Below are 16,605 nucleotides of genomic sequence, written 5' to 3' on the forward strand. Positions count from 1 at the left end.
GTCATTAGGTTGCTTCAATCTATAGGAGAAGCGCGCTATGCCATAAGGCTATAGCGTAAAGCGCGAAGGCGAAACGCCAAACAGTTTTTTGAACGCCACCGAATAGGCGCTGTGGCTCTCGTAACCGCTTTCGAAGGCGGCGTGGATGATCGAGTTGCCGGCCAACAGCAGCGGAATGGACGACAGCAGCCGCAGGCGCTGTTTCCACTGGCCGAAGGTGATGCCGGTTTGTTGGCTGAAATGGCGTTGAAAGGTCTTTGCGCTGATCGACAGTGAATCGGCCCAGGCTTCAATGCCGCGATCGTCGGCCGGCGTGATGACCAACTGCCGGCAAATCTCGGCCATTCTCGCTTCTGCCGGCCAAGGCAGGTGCAGCGCCAGCTGCGGCTGCAGGCTCAGCTCTTCTAAAAACAGCGCTCTGAGCAGCGCATTGCGTTGGGTCTCCGCCCCTTCGGGCGCCAGCGTCGCCAGCTGAGCGATCAGTTCTCGCAACAGCGGTGAGACCTGCAAGACGCCGTCGCGCAGCGGCAAACGCGCGGCGGTGATTTCATCGACCAAAATCCCGTAAACGCAGATGTTGCTCTGCATGACGATCTGATGCTCTACCCCCGGCCGCAACCAAACTGCGGTGGTGGGCGGCACGATCCAGCGCCCGCTGCTCGCCTCGACCGCCATAACGCCCTGCTGTGAATAGAGCAAGTGGCAGCGCCTATGCGAGTGGTAAGGAATGACGAAGCCCGCCGGATAGTGTTTCACCAGCCCCGTCACCTCGAACGAGGAGTTTTCGTGGCTGCTGAGGTCGATGCGTTTCGTTTCGGCGTTGTCGACTTCGAATCCCATGGTCGTTTGTCCCTTTTGATAACGCGAATGTCTTTTATTTGATAGAGAGGCCGCATGATCCTCCATATAGTGACGCTGTCGCAAGCCACACCAGGGGCCTTATGCGAAGAAACTCACTATTTACACCAAAATTTCATCGTTCTGCGTAAAACGCAGGCGTTGCGCATGCGCTGCGCAATGGCGGCTCGTTGCGGGGGCGACGCGGCCGAAAGTGATGGATAGGGAAAGCGCGGTGGCATAATCAGGAGGTATACGCATCAATCAGCAGACAGCTCAGCCCGGGGGGGCGGCTTAATGCTGAAGGGATAGGGAGAGCGCCTAGGCTCTCCTCCATCCAGAGTTGTTATTTCATCAACGGGCCAGCTCGGCGCCGTCCAGCTCGGAAATCGCCAGACAAATCACTTCCGTAATGGCCTGTACCGTATAGGCGGTATTGGCAGGAATGATTAACATCTCATGGGGTTGCAACGTCTGATCGTCAACCTTCAGTTCACCGCTCAGCACCATCAGTTTCACCCAGCCCGGATGAAAACGCGCCGGTTGCCGGCTGCCCGCATCCAGCTTCAGCAACGCCGTATGGCCAGGCGTTTCCCGTTTCAAAATATGAAAGTGTACCCCATCGTAAGGCATGTTTTCGTAATGCAGTGACGCCAGTGTTCTCTTATGCATGGTAAGTGTCCTCGTGACCTGTGAGTAGCTGCTCCGCCTTCGGTCGCCGTAAAAACGATTGGCGGCTGTCCCTACCGAAAGCACAGGCTCGCAGCCTCTTGGCGAACGGATTAACTGTCGTACTTGCAGCGGCCCGACCGACCGCCGTTTCATGCCTAACCTGCCTCAGGCATGCTACTAAATATATAAGAGCCTCGCCGACGGCGCAAAAAACCGCGGTTCTTATCATTTAATGATGCCCGAACCTCATTTCAAGTGTTGCCGCCAAAGCCCCCATACCGCCATTCAGACGGCATGGGACTGGCCCCCTGCTTTCGCCGCCGGGCGGCGCACTTTCCAGCCCTAGCCGTGGAGCGCCAGGCCTTTTATCGCCTTATCCACCGCTTTCTTCGGCCCGCGCAGCGCCAGGCCGACCAAATCCAGATTGTCCGCGTCTTCAGCGCGAAAAACCTGGCGGTTGGCTTCATCGTGCCCGGTCGCGAACATGGCGTGCACATAGGGGATCAGCGTTAATTCCCGCTCCAATCCTTTGCGATGCACATTTTGCAGGCCCGGCAGATCCGCGGCGAAAATCAGCATCGGCTGCCCGGAAATGGCGCCGTAGCGTCTGCCCTGCGCATCCACGTAACGCTCGCCGATGATTTCCGGGGCCGCGGCGGCGATGCCCGTCGCCAGAAAGGCCACCACGTTCAGCCGCTGCCAGGTTGGCAGATCGTCACGCACGATAAACGCTATCTTGGTATCAAACATATTTCGCTCTACTCCGTTGTGCTGTTAAACGCGCATCATCGGCGATGAGCGAGTTAGCGGTATAGAACGTTTGTGCACTGGCGTTGATAGGCCGCCGGCGATAATCGGTAGGCGCGCTGGAACCAGCGGCCCAAATGGCTCTGATCGGCAAAACCCACCTGCATGGCGACCTGCGCCGGTTCTTCCCCCTGCGCCAACAGCAAGCGTGCAGCCCGCAGCCTCAACCGAACCAAATAAGCGTGCGGCGACTGGCCGAAAGCCCGGGTGAACTGGCGAGTCAGGCGGAAACGATCCAGGCCGCACTGAAGAGCAAGTTCATCCAGGCTGGGATTATCCGCCATATGTGCATGCAAGTAGTCCCGCAAGCGATTCATCTCAATTAAAGCGTCATCGCTTTGGGAAGTTGGCCGAACGCGAATATGGCGTGCCAAAAGCGTCAGCAGTTGATCCAGGCTTTGATCGCGCGCCAGCCGGCCTTCCCCCTGATGCAACGCAAAAAACGCCTGGTGGATCGCGGTCGCCAGCATCGGATCGTCGGTCAACGTGCTGTGGAAGGCGCCTTCCAGCACCGAAGCGTCCCCCAATCCGCGGCGGCTCATCGCGTCGGAGACCCAGCGCTGCGGCAGATAAAGCATCGCATAGGTAAACCCCTCGGCCTGCGGCGCATGGCCATCGTGCACCGCGCCCGGCTCGATCAGCATGGCGCGCCCCGGCCGGCTGGTATGCAGCGAGCGGTGGCAATGGAAACGCTGCAAGCCCTGCTGCGTGACGCCCACCAGCATTTCATCATGATCGTGAGGATCGTAGGCATGCCCCTGAAAGTGAGCGTTGACGCTCTCAATACCGGTTTCGTCATCGCGTCGCAATTCGAGCCAGTCTTTATGTTGATGATTTGACGCCATGCAATCAGTCCGGAGTTCTGCTCACAGGAAAAGAAAAAACAGCTTACCCTGACACCGCCGCGGTTGCACGCTCACAGCTCGCAGATGGCGTAAGTGCCCTTTCGGGCCGATTTCGCCTGATACATCGCGCCATCGGCGCGGGTCAGCAGCATCTCCTCCGTCACATCGCCGCGTGGGGAAATGGCCGCGCCGATGCTGGCGGAAAGCCGTACCTTCTGCGACCCGATCTGCGTAATTGTGGCCAGTTGCGCCAACACGTTTTCGCAAAACTCGCTGACCTCGCGCCGCGGATCCGTCAACGGCCACAGGATCACCGTGAACTCGTCACCGGCCAGACGCGAGACGCTGTGGCGCTCGCCGGCGCAGGCGCTGAGCAACGTGGCGAAGGTTTTCAGGATCGCGTCGCCGAAGTCATGGCCATAGCTGTCGTTAAGGGTTTTGAAGCCGTCGAGATCGATAAACAGCAGCGCCATCTGCCGCTGATGGCAACAGGCCTGCAGCGTGCCCGACAACCGGCGCAGAAACGCACGGCGGTTGGTCAATCCGGTCAGCATGTCGTGGGTCGCGTCATATTCCAGCCGCTGCTGCAGCCGCTTCAGTTCGGTGATGTCCATGGCGAGAATGTAAAAGCCCTGCGCTTCGCACGGCACCAGCGTGGTGTGGATCATCAGCAGCCCCTGCCGGGTCTGCAGCTCATTCTCAAAACTCACCATTTCGCCCGCGAGGGCCCGTTCGATCATCGGTTTTGCTATCCGATAGACGCTTTCCCCCATGAAATCGCGCACCGTCATCCCCCTGAGGCTGGACTCCTCCAGACCGAACCAGGTTTTGTAGGCGCTGTTGGCGAACAGGTAGCGTTCATTGCCGTCGATCTGGCTGATTAAGGCCGGCATGTTGTCGGTAATGGCGCGCAGACGCTCCTTCTCCGCACTGAGCTGATATTCGGCGAGCACGCGGGTTTCAATCTCTTCGTTGAGTTTTTTGACCACCACGTTCAGCTCCCGCGTGCGGGTTTCGACGCGTTCCTCCAGCTCATGCTGCAACGCGAACAGATCGGCCTCGGCCGCCTTGCGCTCGCTGATATCGACGATAACCGAGATGAAATGGTCCGGTTTGCCGTTCGGCAAGCGATTGAGCGCCACCGTCAGCTGCACCCAAACGATCGAGCCGTCGGCGCGGAAATAGCGTTTTTCCATCGAGTAGGTGCTGATTTCATTTTTCAACAGCTGCTGCAGCTTTTCCAGGTCGGTATTGAGATCGAGCGGATAGGTAATGTCCTGGAAGGTGCGATCCATCAGTTCGCGCTCGGAATAGTGCAGCATTTCGCAGATGCGCGGGTTCACCCGCAGCCAATACCCCTGCAGCGAAACCAGCGCCATCCCTACCGCCGCCTGGGCGAAGGTCTGTTCGAACAGGGCCTCCGTGCGCTGCAGGTCGGACTTCAGGTTTTCGGTATAGACGTGGCGCTCAATACTTTGCAGATACTCCTCCACCACGGCGGCGAAATCATGCAGATCGGCCAGTTGTTCCGGGGAAAACGGCTGCGGGTGGCTGTCGATAATGCACAGGGTGCCGAGCGGCAGCCCGTCGAGCGACAGCAGCGGCTGCCCGACGTAGAAACCGATCCTCGGCCCGCCGATCACCAGCGGATTATCGAAAAAGCGCGGGTCGTTGGCGGTATCGGGCACCACCAGCGCTTCGCGTTGCAAGATCGCATGGCCGCAAAACGAAATATTGCGCGGCGTTTCCCGGGCATCCAGACCGTAGCGCGATAAAAACCATTGGCGATCCCGGTCGATCAGCGACACCAGCGCAATGGTCACGCCGAAGTATTTCGCCGCCAGCCGCGTGATGCGATCCAGTTTTTCCACCGAGTTTGAATCCAGCACGTTCAGCGAATTCAATACCGACAGGCGTTCGGCTTCGTTTTCGGGGAAGCAGGGTTCGAGCATGTTGTCTCCCATTGTGTCACCCACGGTTCCGGCGCAGCCAGCCGGCGTGAGTCCGTTCGCCCTATCCGTCGGTAGCGACAAATATCCTTGTCCATCATAGACTCACTCAGTATCAATCCGATTGCGCATTCTCGCCAGCTTTGCCGGACGTTGCGTTTACCCCCGCGCTGCGCTACAGTCGTTCACAAGGTGATGGTGTTCCACCTTTCCCAACCGCCGCGTTCACTCGAACCGGATGATGACGCCTGATATACAACTTCGCTTTATTTTTTAGGCAGGTATGTCAGGAGTCGCTATGAATGAAATCTCACGTCTTACCCCTTTTCCGTTCCAGCCCGATGCCGTCGCGCGGGAAATGCCCCTGTACGTTTTCGGCCATAAAAATCCCGACAGCGACAGCATCTGCAGCGCGCTGGTGGTCGCGGACTGGCTCAATCACCTAGGCAAACCGGCCGTGGCTTTCCGCCTAGGCGACCTCACGCCGGAAACCCGCTACATACTGGCTGCCGCCGGCGTACAAGCACCTGCGCTGCTGACAGACGATCTCCGTGACCGCAAAGTCTGGCTGGTCGACTTTACCGATATCGAACAAGGCCCGGCCTCATTGCCCGACAGCGACGTGGTCGGCGTTATCGACCATCACCGGCTGGGCACGTTAGTCACCCGCAACCCGCCCGATGTCTGGGTGCGCGCCGTCGGCTGTTGCGCCACCGTGATCCTGCAGATCCTGACGGCAGAAAGGCCGATGCCACTTAGCGCCGCGCAGGCCACTCTGCTGCTGGGAGCTATCCTGAGCGACACCGTCGCGCTCAGTGCGCCGACCACCACGGAACAGGATCGGCTGGCGGTCACCCGGTTGCGCGCAATCTCTCACGTCGACTATGACGCTTTCATCGCCGGGCTGCTGGCCGCCAAAACCGATCTCTCCGGGCAATCCGCCCCGCAGTTGCTGCAGCGCGACGCCAAGAATTACCGCATCCATACCGTTTCGCTGCTGCTGTCGCAGATAGAAGTGCGGGCCATGAGCGACATCGATCCGCTGTTGCCCGCACTGCAACAGGCGCTTGAACAAGCGAAGCAGGAAGCCGGGCTGGAGATGGCTGCACTATTGGTCACCGATATCACCCGCCGCCGCTCCACCCTGTATTTCTCGTCGAACCGGGTGCTCGGCATTCGTCAGGTATCGCTGCCCGATATGACGAGCCGAAAAAAAGAGGTTTTACCGTGGTTAACCCTCCAGATCGCTAACGCAGGGAGATAAGTCATGCCGCTCTATCAACACGCTTTACTGCTGGTACAGGATGAACGCGACGGCCGGCTGCTGTTGCGCCATGCCGAACGCCTCAATCAGCAGATGAATACGCGCATTACCGTGGCGCACATCAGCGCCGACTATGCCGAGCTGGACTACCTCAGCGATGCGCAAACCAAAGATCGCCAGTCCAGCGAGGTGATCGCCGCCAAAGCCATGCTCAGCCGCCTGGTGGAAAACTGCTCAATCCCCCTGGAGGTGCGCGCAATCGTCAGCATCCATCGCTTCAAAGACGTCGAAGCCCTGATTGCCCGTGAAGGCGTCGATCTTTTGTTGCTCGGCCATCAGAACCGTCCGTTTGGCGTCTTTGCCTCCTTCGGTTTCGAATTCATCAACCATTTATCCATCGACGTGCTGATAAAACACGTTCCCACTCCCTAGAACGAGGTGACTACCCATGAGCTATGAGATTGAAAGCGTAACCGCCAGAGAGATCCTGGATTCGCGCGGCAACCCGACCGTCGAAGTCGACATGAGCGCGGCGGGCGTCGTGGCCCGGGCTTCGGTGCCTTCGGGAGCCAGCACCGGGTCGCGCGAGGCGGTGGAGCACCGCGACGGCGATCCGCACCGTTTCGGCGGCAAAGGCGTACTGGAGGCGGTGCACAGCGTCAAAACGGCGATCAATGAGGCGCTACTCGGGGTGGATGTGCGCCAACAGGCGGAGATTGACCGCCGGCTGATCGCGCTGGACGGCAGCGAGAACAAGAGCCGATTGGGGGCCAACGCCCTGCTCGGCGTTTCTCTGGCCGCCGCCCGCCTCGCGGCGCAATTGTCGCAGCTGCCGCTGTATCGTTATCTGGGCGGCATCGGCGCCAACCTGCTGCCGGTGCCCTGCATGAATATCATCAACGGCGGCGTGCACGCCCGGTGGCAAGGGGCGGACTTTCAGGAGTTTATGATAGCTCCCCTGGGCGCGCCGTCGCTGCGCGAGGCCGTGCGCTGGGGTAGTGAAGTTTATCAGGCGCTACGCCAAATCCTGTTGGAAAAAGGCCTGTCGGTCGGCGTCGGTGACGAAGGCGGTTTCGCGCCGGCGGTCGCCTCAAATCGCCAGCCGCTCGAGCTGATCGTGCAGGCGATAGAAAAAGCCGGCTACCGGCCGGGAGAAGATATCGCGATCTGCATGGATCCGGCCTCGAGCGAATTCTACGCAGACGGCAAGTACCGTCTGCGCAGCGAGAACCTCGAGTTGGACGCAGCCCAGATGACGGCCTATTACCAACGGCTGGTGCAGGACTTCCCCATCGTGCTGATTGAAGACGGCTTGGCCGAAGACGATTGGGCCGGCTGGCGTATTCTGAGCGATGCCCTGGGCGACCAGGTGGAGCTGGTCGGCGACGATCTGTTCGTCACCAACGTGAAATACATCCAGCGCGGGATTGATGAACGGTTGGCCAATGCGGCGCTGATCAAGCTGAACCAGATCGGCACGCTGAGCGAAACCTTCGCCGCCGTACAGCTCTGCCAGGCGAACGGCTGGGGCACCTTTATCTCGCACCGCAGCGGTGAAACCGTCGACAGCTTTATCGCCGACATGACGATCGCGATGCGAGCCGGCCATCTGAAAACCGGCGCGCCGAGCCGCGGCGAGCGCATCGAAAAATACAATCAGCTGATGCGCATCGAAGACCAGTTGGGCGCCGCGGCGGTGTATGCCGGGCGTTCCGCCTTTAAACGCCGCTAAGCTTTGCCGGCCGGGCCGGCGATGCGTCGGCCTGTTTTTCGCCCTTGGTTTGGCACAGCCCTGCCACACCGGACGCCAATAAGGTCAGCCGGGTCGTCAACAAGGTTTCTCGTTGTTCATTCAGCGTGGCCATCATCAGCTCGATCTCCGCCAGCCGTTCATCGACGCCGCGTATCAACCCATCCTGATAAGCGCTGCCCTGCAGCGCCAGCACCCGTTGGATCGCCTGCAGCGAAAAACCCAGATTCTGGCCGATTTGGATCAGGTGCAAACGCTCCAGCGCGCTGTCGCCGTACACCCGATAGCCGTTGACGCCGCGCACCGGTTTCGGCAACAACCCCAACTGCTCGTAGTAGCGTATCGCCGAGGCGGCCATGCCGGCGCGCTGCGCCAATTCTCCGATCTTCATGCCCTATTGACCTTAAAGTTAACTTTAAACCTAGTATAGCGCAATTCCCCGTACGACAGGAGCGCAAACCGATGTTTACCCCACTGACACTGCCCAACGGCAGCCGTTTATCCAACCGTCTGGCCAAGGCGGCGATGGAAGAAAATCTGGCCGCCCCGGGCCAATTGCCCGGCCCGGCGCTGTGGCGCTTATACCGCTACTGGGCCGAAGGCGGCGCCGGCTTGATCATCACCGGCAACGTGATGATCGACGGCCGCGCCATGACCGGCCCCGGCGGCGTGGTGCTGGAACAGGACACGCCGCTCGCCCCGTTCGAAACCTGGGCCAAGGCCGCGCGCCAGGGCGGCGCGCAGGTGTGGATGCAGCTTAACCACCCGGGCCGGCAGGTGATGGCGAACATGGGCGGTAACGCGTGGGCGCCCTCCGCCATCCCGCTGGCGATGGGCAAGCACAGCAAGCTGTTCGCCCAGCCGCAGGCGATGGATGCAGCGCAGATCGCCGAGGTGATCGCGCGCTTCGCCGCCAGCGCGCACGCCGCCGAACAGGCCGGTTTTACCGGCGTGGAGATCCACGCGGCGCACGGCTATCTGATTTCCCAGTTTCTCTCGCCGCTGACCAACCAGCGCAACGATCGCTGGGGCGGCGAGTTGGCGAACCGCGCCCGGTTGCTGCTGGAGGTAGTGCGTGCGGTGCGCGAGCGCGTCTCGCCGGAATTTTGCGTGGCGGTCAAACTGAACTCCGCCGATTTCCAGCGCGGCGGTTTTTCATCGGACGATGCCCGCCAAGTGGTGCTGATGTTGAACGAGTTGCCGGTTGATCTGATCGAACTGTCCGGCGGCAGCTACGAAAGCCCGGCGATGCAAGGCGACACGGCGGACGGCCGCACTCTGGCGCGCGAAGCCTATTTTCTGACCTTCGCCCGCGATCTTGCCGCCGTCGCGCGCATGCCGGTGATGACCACCGGCGGCATCGCCCGCCCGTCGGTGGCGCAGCGGGTGCTGGACAGCGGCGTCGCGGTCGTCGGCATCGCTACCGCCATGGCGGAAGTGCCCGATCTGCCGCGGCGCTGGCAAACCGGCGCGGCCCCCCATGCGCTGCCTGCCCCGGTCACCTGGCGCAGCAAAGTGATGGCGTCGCTCGCCCGCATGGCGCTGGTCAAGCGCCGGATGCGCGCGTTGAGTGACGATCGGCCGCGCAATGTGCGCTACTCGCCGCTGTTCACGCTGGTCGTCGATCAGTGGCGTACCCGCCGTATCCTGCAGCGTTACCACACCTGGTTACGGCAACGTTAATGACCGCGGCGCCGGCAAACACGCCGGCGGCCGCACAAAAATCCCGCTTTTTTGATCGCGCTACGTAAAATCTGCAAGAAATCACCGCTCTGGATACTGCGCTTTTAACGCTCGGCTGCTTATATTCATCACAAATTTTGTGTATATAACCGCTTTAGGACTTAAGGTGGTGAATAGATGAAAATAAGCCGCTATTTTCTATTTATGTTATTAATCGGAAATTCACCTTAATAATAAATGCATTAAAGAAGCAGCCAAAGGAAAGCAGAAAAGCATTTTTACGCAATGTTAAAGAAATGTTTTTTTTTGCCGGCAAAACCAACGGTCAACAAATCAACAACATATTGATGAGCCTAAGAAAAAACTAAACAATTCAAAACAAAATCGGCTATTGAGTCCCAGGCGAAAAAGCCATATATTGGTCGCGCTTTTCACAAGGCAGTTACTTTTCTAATTCATTAATTCAATCGTTGCGTCTTGAGACCTTCGGTTGTAGGAGAGATATGATGACGGATAAAGTCCGTATTGATACTTTAGTTGCAAACTCATTAAACGGAAACAATGAAACCTATTTGGCGCGCCAAGCCGAATTTGAGTCGAATGTTAGGAGTTATCCGCGCAAATTGCCGTTGGCAATTGCGAAAGCCCAGGGCGTTTGGATCACTGATGTTGAGAATAATCAATATCTTGATTGCCTGGCCGGGGCGGGAACGTTGGCTCTTGGACATAATCACCCCGACGTCCTGCAAAGCATCCAAAATGTCATTACCAGCGGCTTGCCGTTACATACTCTCGATCTCACGACCCCGTTAAAAGATCGTTTCTCCGATTACCTGCTCTCTCTGTTGCCGGGCGAAGGCAAAGAATATTGCCTGCAGTTCTGCGGCCCGTCCGGCGCCGATGCGGTGGAAGCCGCGCTGAAGCTGGCGAAAAAGCACACCGGCCGTTCCGGCGTGATCAGCTTCTCCGGCGGTTATCACGGTATGACCCACGGCGCGCTGTCGGTCACCGGCAACCTGTCGCCGAAGGCGGCGATCAACGGCATGATGCCGGAAGTGCAGTTCATGCCTTATCCGCATGAATACCGCTGCCCGCTGGGCATCGGCGGCGAAGCCGGCGTCAAGGCGCTGACCTACTACTTCGACAACCTGATCAACGACGTGGAAAGCGGCGTGCGCAAACCGGCGGCGGTGATCCTGGAAGCCGTTCAAGGCGAAGGCGGCGTTAACCCGGCGCCGGCCGAGTGGCTGCAGCGCATCCGCAAAGTGACGCAGGAGCATGGCATTCTGCTGATCATCGACGAAGTTCAGGCCGGTTTCGCCCGTACGGGCAAGCTGTTCGCCTTCGAACACGCGGGCATCGAGCCGGACATCATCGTTATGTCGAAAGCGGTCGGCGGCGGCTTGCCGCTCGCGGTGCTGGGCATCAAGAAAGAGTTCGACGCCTGGGAACCGGGTCACCACACCGGCACCTTCCGCGGCAACCAGCTGGCGATGGCCACCGGCCTGACCACCCTGCAATACCTGAAAGAGCACCAGGTCGCCGACAAAGTGGCCGCGCAGGGCGAATGGCTGAAAGGCAAACTGGCCGAGCTGCAGAAACGGTATCCGGTGATCGGTCACGTCCGCGGCCTGGGCCTGATGATCGGCATCGAGATCGTCAAGCCGAACGAAGCGCAGGATCACATGGGCTGCTACCCGGCCGATGGCGAGCTGTCCGCGTTGCTGCAGAAAAAGTGCTTCGAATCCGGTCTGATCCTGGAGCGCGGCGGGCGCAATGGCTGCGTGCTGCGTCTGCTGCCTTCCCTGCTGATCACCAACGATGAGCTGGGTATTTTCCTGGATAAATTTGAGCAGGCGCTGTTGGCCGCCGGCGTCAAGCCAGTCTGATTGGAGCGAATGACCGCGATGTCCAAGTTAAACCCGATTCTGGCTTCCTCGGCGCACAGCGCCGAGGCTTACCGCCAGGCGATCGCGCAGAGCAGTGAAGCCGTCGTGCAATGGCTGCAACAGCCCGAGATGTATCAGGGCAAAAGCGTTGCCGAACTGCGCGAGCGCATCAAGCTCGACTTCACCCCGCAAGGCCTGGGCAACCAGGCGGCGATCGATCGCGCCATCGAGTACTTTTTGAAAGACAGCCTGTCGGTGCACCACCCGCAGTGCGTGGCGCACCTGCACTGCCCGAGCCTGGTGATAAGCCAGGCCGCCGAAGTGCTGATCAACGCCACCAACCAGAGCATGGATTCCTGGGATCAGAGCCCGTCGGCCACGCTGATCGAAATGAAGCTGATCGAATGGCTGCGCGCCCAGATTGGTTACCAGCCCGGCGACGCCGGGGTGTTCACCAGCGGCGGCACCCAGAGCAACCTGATGGGGCTGATGCTGGCGCGCGATGCATTCTTCGCGCGTCAGGGCCACTCCGTGCAGCAGGACGGCCTGGTGGGCGATCTGCGCAAGCTGAAGGTGTTCTGTTCTGAAAATGCCCACTTCTCGGTGCAGAAGAACATGGCGCTGATGGGCCTCGGCTATCAGTCCGTCACCCTGGTGAAAACCGATCGCTTCGCCCGCATGGACGTGAACGATCTGGCGGAAAAACTGGCGCAGGCCAAGGCCAACGGCGAGCAGGTGATGGCGATTGTCGCCACCGCCGGCACCACCGACGCCGGTGCCATTGACCCGCTGCGCGACATCGCGCGGCTGGCGGCGCAGCAGCAGATTTGGGTACACGTGGATGCGGCCTGGGGCGGCGCGCTGCTGCTTTCCGAGCAGTACCGCGACTACCTGGACGGCTTGGAACTGGTGGACTCCATTACCCTGGACTTCCACAAGCAGTTCTTCCAGACCATCAGCTGCGGCGCCTTCCTGCTGAAAGACGAGCGTCACTATGAGCTGATGCGCTATCAGGCGGCCTACCTGAACTCCGAGTTCGACGAAGCGCAAGGCGTGCCGAACCTGGTGTCCAAGTCGCTGCAGACCACCCGCCGCTTCGATGCGTTGAAGCTGTGGATGGGGCTGGAGGCGCTGGGGCAGAAGCAATACGCCGAGATCATCGATCATGGCGTGACGCTGGCGCAACAGGTGGCGCGTTACATCGCCGATCAGGAATCGCTGGAACTGGTGATGCAGCCGCAGCTGGCCAGCGTGCTGTTCCGCTACCGTCCGGCGCAGCTGGCGGCGAACGGCGACGCGGCCGTCGCCCTGTTCAACCAGCGCATCGGCGACGCCCTGCTGGAATCGGGCCGCGCCAACGTCGGCGTGACCGAGTTCGATGGCGTAACCTGCCTGAAGATGACGCTGCTGAACCCGATCGTGACGCTGGAAGACATCAAGCTGTTGCTGGCGCTGGTCGAGAAAACCGCGCAGCAGCTGCCGGCATAACGCCGCGCAGTGTGCCACCCAAGCCGATAACCTCCGTTATCGGCTTTTTTATTGCTCATCAGATCGCATGAGACGCAGCGTTTACGCAGATATACTGCATCAAACGCCTTCTCTCATTCCAGCGCCACAGGATATGCACACATGACCGAGCCTGATTTCAACCTGTTGATCGCGCTCGATGCGCTGCTGACGGCGGGCAGCGTCGTCGGCGCCGCACGGCGTCTCGGTTTAAGCGCTTCGGCGATGAGCCGTACCCTCAACCGGCTGCGCGCGGCCACCGGCGATCCCCTGCTGGTTCGCGCCGGCCGTCATATGGTGCTGACGCCCTATGCCGAAACGCTGCGCGAGCGGACGCGAAATACGGCATTCGAAGCCCGTGCGCTGCTGCGCCCGGCGCACGGAGCATTAGATCCCGCCGAGCTGGATCGTACCTTCACGCTGCGTGCCAACGACGGCTTCGTCGAAGCCTTCGGCCCGGCGCTGATCGCCGCCGCTGCCGAACAGGCGCCGCGGGTGCGGCTGCGCTTTGCGCCCAAGCCGGAGAAAAGCGACCGCCCGCTGCGTGAAGGGCTGGTCGATCTGGAGATAGGCGTGCTGGGTGACATGGGCCCGGAAATCCGCCTGCAGGCGCTGTTCCGCGATCGCTTCGTCGGCGTGATGAGAACCTCGCACCCGCTTGCGCAGCAGCCGGAGATCGGCGCCGCCGACTACGCCGCCTGCGGCCACGTGGTGGCCTCGCGCAGCGGGCGCATTCTCGGGCCGGTAGACGCCGCGCTGGCGGAGCTGGGGCTGACGCGCCAGATTGCCGCCGTGGTGCCGAGTTTTCCGGCCGCGCTGGCGGTGGCGCAAGCCTCGAACCTGCTGGCGCTGTTGCCCGCCTCCTTCCTGCACGCTCAACCGGCCGACGGCCCGCTGCGCGTCTTTGAGCTGCCGGTGAAAACGCCGCCTATCACCGTGTCGCAAATGTGGCACCCGCGCCTGGACGCCGAGGCGGATCACCGCTGGCTGCGGCAATTGGTGCTGTCGGTCTGTCGCCAGCGCGTGCAGGAACCGTTTCGCGAATAGTGACAATGTCACTATATTTTGCATTACTGACGTCGAGTGATCCAGCCAACGGCAAAGCCCCCATACCCTGAGGGTTGTTCCCCCTCGCGCGATGGGAGAACATAGCGTTCACGATGCCTGACTCAGTGAAACGCTCATGACGCTTCCCCCTCTCTGGCCGGTATTCGACGGCCATAACGACCTGCTGCTCAACCTGTGGCTGCAGCACGACGACGATCCGGCCGCCGCCTTCTATTCCCGCGTCACGCCGGGCCACCTCGATTTCTCCCGCATGCGGCGCGGCGGATTTTTCGGCGGACTGTTCGCGGTATTTATTCCCCCGGTCAGCTATATCGCCCAGATGCGCAACCAAACGCAGGACGAGGCGCAGGCCGCCTTCGATCCGCTGGCGATCGCCGAACGGCAGATCGCCATCCTGCAGCAGTTGGAGCAGGCTTCTCAGGGGCGACTGCGCATCTGCCGCACCGCCACCGAGATAGAACAGTGCCGCCTCAACCGGCAAATTGCCGCGGTGCTGCATATCGAAGGTGCCGGCATGATCGACGCGGAGCTGACGCAGCTGGAGGCCTTCTACCGGCTGGGCGTGCGCAGCATCGGGCCATTCTGGAATCTGCCGAACGCCTTCGGCACCGGCGTCAGCGGGCCGTTCCCGGGCTCACCCGATACCGGCCCCGGCCTGACGCCGGCCGGCGAGGCGCTGATCCGCGCCTGCAACCGCCGCCGCATCATGATCGACGTCTCGCACATGAACGAGAAAACCTTCTGGCAAACCGCCGCGCTGAGCAACGCGCCGCTGGTCGCCACCCACTCCAACGCCCACGCCCTCTGCCCCCAGCCGCGCAACCTGACCGACGCACAGCTGGGCGCCATCGCCCAGAGCGGCGGGATGGTCGGCGTCAATTTCGGCACCGCCTTCCTGCGTGCGGACGGTAAACGTGACAGTGCAACAACCGACTTAACAGAAATTGTTAAACACGTTGAGTATTTGATCGCTAAACTTGGTGAAGATCGCGTGGGATTTGGCTCTGATTTTGACGGGGTCAACGTACCGCAACCGCTGGAGGACGCCGCTGGCCTGCCGCGCCTGACGCAAGCGCTGGCGCAGGCCGGGTTCGATAACCGGTTGCTGGAGAAGCTGACCTGGCGCAACTGGCTGAACGCGCTCACCGCCGCCTGGGGTGAATAACCCGGTTACGCTTTAAAGGTTGCGATCTCCGTCACATTTCGCCAACATTGGGCCGGCCGAATGCGAACGTTTCTCATTGGGTTCGACTTATTACGATGCATGCAAAGGAGCACCGCTATGACTACCTGGACTAAACCTGAGTTTGTTGATCTGCGTCTGGGGCTGGAAGTGACGCTGTACATTTCCAACCGTTAATCGCCCGTCTGCCCGCCTTTCGCGCGGGCATTTCTTTCCTTCTTTTCTGGTTTAGACATGCAGATAAAAGTTCTCGGCTCGGCGGCGGGCGGCGGCTTTCCCCAGTGGAATTGCAACTGCGACAACTGTCGGGGCGTTCGCGACCACAGCATCAGCGCCACGCGCCGCACGCAGTCCTCCATCGCCGTCAGCGACGACGGTAAAAACTGGGTGCTGTGCAACGTTTCCCCGGACATTTGCCATCAGTTGCTGGCCTCGCCCGAATTGAATAATCCCGAGGTGCTGCGCGGCACCGGCATCGGCGCGATCGTGTTGACCGACAGCCAGATCGATCACAGCGCGGGCTTGCTCAATTTGCGCGAGGGCTGCCCGCATCACGTCTGGTGCACCCCTGAAGTGCATGACGATCTCAGCACCGGTTTCCCGGTGTTTCCCATGCTCTCACACTGGAACGGCGGCCTGATTCACCACCCGGTGACGCCCGGCGAGCCGTTCCGCACGATGGTCTGCCCGAACGTGCGCTTTACCGCCATTCCGCTGCTCAGCAACGCGCCGCCCTATTCGCCGTTCCGCGATCGCCCGCTGCCGGGCCACAACGTGGCGCTGTTTATCGAAGATACCGCGCGCGGGGTGGCGCTGCTGTACGCGCCGGGCCTGGGTGAGCCGGACGAGGTGCTGCTGCCGTGGCTGCGCCGCGCGGACTGCCTGCTGATCGACGGCACGCTGTGGCGCGACAACGAGCTGGCCAACGCCGGCGTGGGCCGCAATACCGGCAAGGACATGGGGCATCTGGCGCTGGCGGAAGAACACGGGCTGGCGGCCCTGCTCGCCACCTTGCCCGCCAGGCGTAAGATCCTGATCCACATAAACAATACCAACCCTATCCTCAATGAAGACTCGGTAGAGCGGCAAAGCCTGACCGCCGCCGGCATTGAAGTAAGCTGGGACGGCATGAATATCGAACTGTAGGGAACC

At 60.7% G+C, this 16,605-nt stretch carries 16 protein-coding genes and 1 riboswitch; of the genes, 10 read left to right on the forward strand and 6 right to left on the reverse strand.

From position 1 onward, the window contains the following. Positions 1–48: 48 nt before the first annotated feature. The 5 genes from ACJ8HN_RS05715 to ACJ8HN_RS05735 all read right to left on the reverse strand — a co-directional run bounded on the left by ACJ8HN_RS05715 (position 49) and on the right by ACJ8HN_RS05735 (position 5,113). The gene (locus ACJ8HN_RS05715; RefSeq protein ID WP_060420732.1) at positions 49–840 is read right to left on the reverse strand and encodes an AraC family transcriptional regulator; all 792 of its coding nucleotides are present in this window, start codon (positions 838–840) and stop codon (positions 49–51) included. A gap of 351 nt (positions 841–1,191) precedes the next feature. Then, on the reverse strand, positions 1,192–1,509 hold the full coding sequence (locus ACJ8HN_RS05720; RefSeq protein WP_015377878.1) for a cupin domain-containing protein: 318 nt from the start codon (positions 1,507–1,509) through the stop codon (positions 1,192–1,194). A gap of 342 nt (positions 1,510–1,851) precedes the next feature. Beyond that, positions 1,852–2,259, reverse strand: a complete 408-nt coding sequence (locus tag ACJ8HN_RS05725) for a DUF2000 domain-containing protein (protein WP_033653160.1) — start codon at positions 2,257–2,259, stop codon at positions 1,852–1,854. Between the two features lie 53 nt (positions 2,260–2,312). Next, positions 2,313–3,161, reverse strand: a complete 849-nt coding sequence (locus tag ACJ8HN_RS05730) for an AraC family transcriptional regulator (protein ID WP_047567479.1) — start codon at positions 3,159–3,161, stop codon at positions 2,313–2,315. 71 nt (positions 3,162–3,232) lie between these two features. Next, the gene (locus ACJ8HN_RS05735) at positions 3,233–5,113 is read right to left on the reverse strand and encodes a diguanylate cyclase domain-containing protein (RefSeq protein WP_442523145.1); all 1,881 of its coding nucleotides are present in this window, start codon (positions 5,111–5,113) and stop codon (positions 3,233–3,235) included. 179 nt (positions 5,114–5,292) lie between these two features. Continuing rightward, a riboswitch (Fluoride riboswitch) is annotated at positions 5,293–5,368 on the forward strand. 40 nt (positions 5,369–5,408) lie between these two features. Here ACJ8HN_RS05735 and ACJ8HN_RS05740 point away from each other — a divergent pair. From ACJ8HN_RS05740 to eno, 3 genes are read left to right on the forward strand one after another with little or no spacing between them, the layout of a single operon-like run. After that, complete coding sequence (locus ACJ8HN_RS05740; RefSeq protein WP_080335424.1) at positions 5,409–6,374, forward strand: DHHA2 domain-containing protein; 966 nt, start codon at positions 5,409–5,411, stop codon at positions 6,372–6,374. A gap of 3 nt (positions 6,375–6,377) precedes the next feature. Next, on the forward strand, positions 6,378–6,806 hold the full coding sequence (locus tag ACJ8HN_RS05745) for a universal stress protein (RefSeq protein ID WP_442523146.1): 429 nt from the start codon (positions 6,378–6,380) through the stop codon (positions 6,804–6,806). Between the two features lie 16 nt (positions 6,807–6,822). Further along, the gene (gene eno, locus ACJ8HN_RS05750; RefSeq protein WP_060436315.1) at positions 6,823–8,106 is read left to right on the forward strand and encodes a phosphopyruvate hydratase; all 1,284 of its coding nucleotides are present in this window, start codon (positions 6,823–6,825) and stop codon (positions 8,104–8,106) included. Here the strand turns inward: eno and ACJ8HN_RS05755 are convergent. Further along, positions 8,093–8,515: a MerR family transcriptional regulator gene (locus ACJ8HN_RS05755; RefSeq protein WP_049196976.1), complete on the reverse strand. Its 423-nt coding sequence runs from the start codon at positions 8,513–8,515 to the stop codon at positions 8,093–8,095. The genes eno and ACJ8HN_RS05755 overlap by 14 nt on opposite strands. A gap of 71 nt (positions 8,516–8,586) precedes the next feature. Between ACJ8HN_RS05755 and ACJ8HN_RS05760 the strand changes: the two genes are divergently transcribed. From ACJ8HN_RS05760 to pqqB, 7 genes are all read left to right on the forward strand, one after another. Continuing rightward, positions 8,587–9,807 (forward strand): NADH:flavin oxidoreductase/NADH oxidase family protein, encoded by a 1,221-nt coding sequence (locus tag ACJ8HN_RS05760; protein ID WP_442523147.1) that lies wholly within the window; start codon positions 8,587–8,589, stop codon positions 9,805–9,807. Between the two features lie 506 nt (positions 9,808–10,313). Next, positions 10,314–11,696, forward strand: coding sequence for a diaminobutyrate--2-oxoglutarate transaminase (locus ACJ8HN_RS05765; protein ID WP_072010260.1), 1,383 nt, complete (start codon positions 10,314–10,316; stop codon positions 11,694–11,696). Between the two features lie 18 nt (positions 11,697–11,714). Beyond that, the gene (locus ACJ8HN_RS05770; protein WP_442523148.1) at positions 11,715–13,184 is read left to right on the forward strand and encodes a pyridoxal phosphate-dependent decarboxylase family protein; all 1,470 of its coding nucleotides are present in this window, start codon (positions 11,715–11,717) and stop codon (positions 13,182–13,184) included. A 141-nt stretch (positions 13,185–13,325) separates the two neighbouring features. Next, a complete protein-coding gene (locus tag ACJ8HN_RS05775) occupies positions 13,326–14,249 on the forward strand; it encodes a LysR family transcriptional regulator (RefSeq protein WP_164097692.1) in 924 nt (307 codons plus the stop codon). 136 nt (positions 14,250–14,385) lie between these two features. Further along, complete coding sequence (locus ACJ8HN_RS05780) at positions 14,386–15,435, forward strand: dipeptidase (RefSeq protein ID WP_060428301.1); 1,050 nt, start codon at positions 14,386–14,388, stop codon at positions 15,433–15,435. Positions 15,436–15,552: 117 nt separating this feature from the next. Continuing rightward, entirely contained in the window at positions 15,553–15,630 is a 78-nt protein-coding gene (gene pqqA / locus ACJ8HN_RS05785; RefSeq protein WP_004937827.1) for a pyrroloquinoline quinone precursor peptide PqqA, read from the forward strand. A gap of 57 nt (positions 15,631–15,687) precedes the next feature. After that, a complete protein-coding gene (gene pqqB / locus ACJ8HN_RS05790) occupies positions 15,688–16,599 on the forward strand; it encodes a pyrroloquinoline quinone biosynthesis protein PqqB (protein WP_060428303.1) in 912 nt (303 codons plus the stop codon). Positions 16,600–16,605 lie beyond the last annotated feature (6 nt).

It is taken from the genome of Serratia sp. CY29653 (assembly GCF_052169255.1).
GTDB classification, from domain to species: Bacteria; Pseudomonadota; Gammaproteobacteria; order Enterobacterales; family Enterobacteriaceae; genus Serratia; species Serratia sarumanii.

Bases quoted from the DNA above. Each gene is read 5' to 3' on its own strand.
- ACJ8HN_RS05715 (WP_060420732.1), bottom strand. From the start codon at position 840: ATGGGATTCGAAGTCGACAACGCCGAAACGAAACGCATCGACCTCAGC.
- ACJ8HN_RS05760 (WP_442523147.1), top strand. From the start codon at position 8,587: ATGTTTACCCCACTGACACTGCCCAACGGCAGCCGTTTATCCAACCGT.
- pqqA (WP_004937827.1), top strand. From the start codon at position 15,553: ATGACTACCTGGACTAAACCTGAGTTTGTTGATCTGCGTCTGGGGCTG.
- ACJ8HN_RS05735 (WP_442523145.1), bottom strand. From the start codon at position 5,113: ATGCTCGAACCCTGCTTCCCCGAAAACGAAGCCGAACGCCTGTCGGTA.
- ACJ8HN_RS05765 (WP_072010260.1), top strand. From the start codon at position 10,314: ATGACGGATAAAGTCCGTATTGATACTTTAGTTGCAAACTCATTAAAC.
- ACJ8HN_RS05775 (WP_164097692.1), top strand. From the start codon at position 13,326: ATGACCGAGCCTGATTTCAACCTGTTGATCGCGCTCGATGCGCTGCTG.
- ACJ8HN_RS05730 (WP_047567479.1), bottom strand. From the start codon at position 3,161: ATGGCGTCAAATCATCAACATAAAGACTGGCTCGAATTGCGACGCGAT.
- ACJ8HN_RS05740 (WP_080335424.1), top strand. From the start codon at position 5,409: ATGAATGAAATCTCACGTCTTACCCCTTTTCCGTTCCAGCCCGATGCC.
- ACJ8HN_RS05720 (WP_015377878.1), bottom strand. From the start codon at position 1,509: ATGCATAAGAGAACACTGGCGTCACTGCATTACGAAAACATGCCTTAC.
- ACJ8HN_RS05745 (WP_442523146.1), top strand. From the start codon at position 6,378: ATGCCGCTCTATCAACACGCTTTACTGCTGGTACAGGATGAACGCGAC.
- eno (WP_060436315.1), top strand. From the start codon at position 6,823: ATGAGCTATGAGATTGAAAGCGTAACCGCCAGAGAGATCCTGGATTCG.
- ACJ8HN_RS05780 (WP_060428301.1), top strand. From the start codon at position 14,386: ATGACGCTTCCCCCTCTCTGGCCGGTATTCGACGGCCATAACGACCTG.
- ACJ8HN_RS05725 (WP_033653160.1), bottom strand. From the start codon at position 2,259: ATGTTTGATACCAAGATAGCGTTTATCGTGCGTGACGATCTGCCAACC.
- pqqB (WP_060428303.1), top strand. From the start codon at position 15,688: ATGCAGATAAAAGTTCTCGGCTCGGCGGCGGGCGGCGGCTTTCCCCAG.
- ACJ8HN_RS05770 (WP_442523148.1), top strand. From the start codon at position 11,715: ATGTCCAAGTTAAACCCGATTCTGGCTTCCTCGGCGCACAGCGCCGAG.
- ACJ8HN_RS05755 (WP_049196976.1), bottom strand. From the start codon at position 8,515: ATGAAGATCGGAGAATTGGCGCAGCGCGCCGGCATGGCCGCCTCGGCG.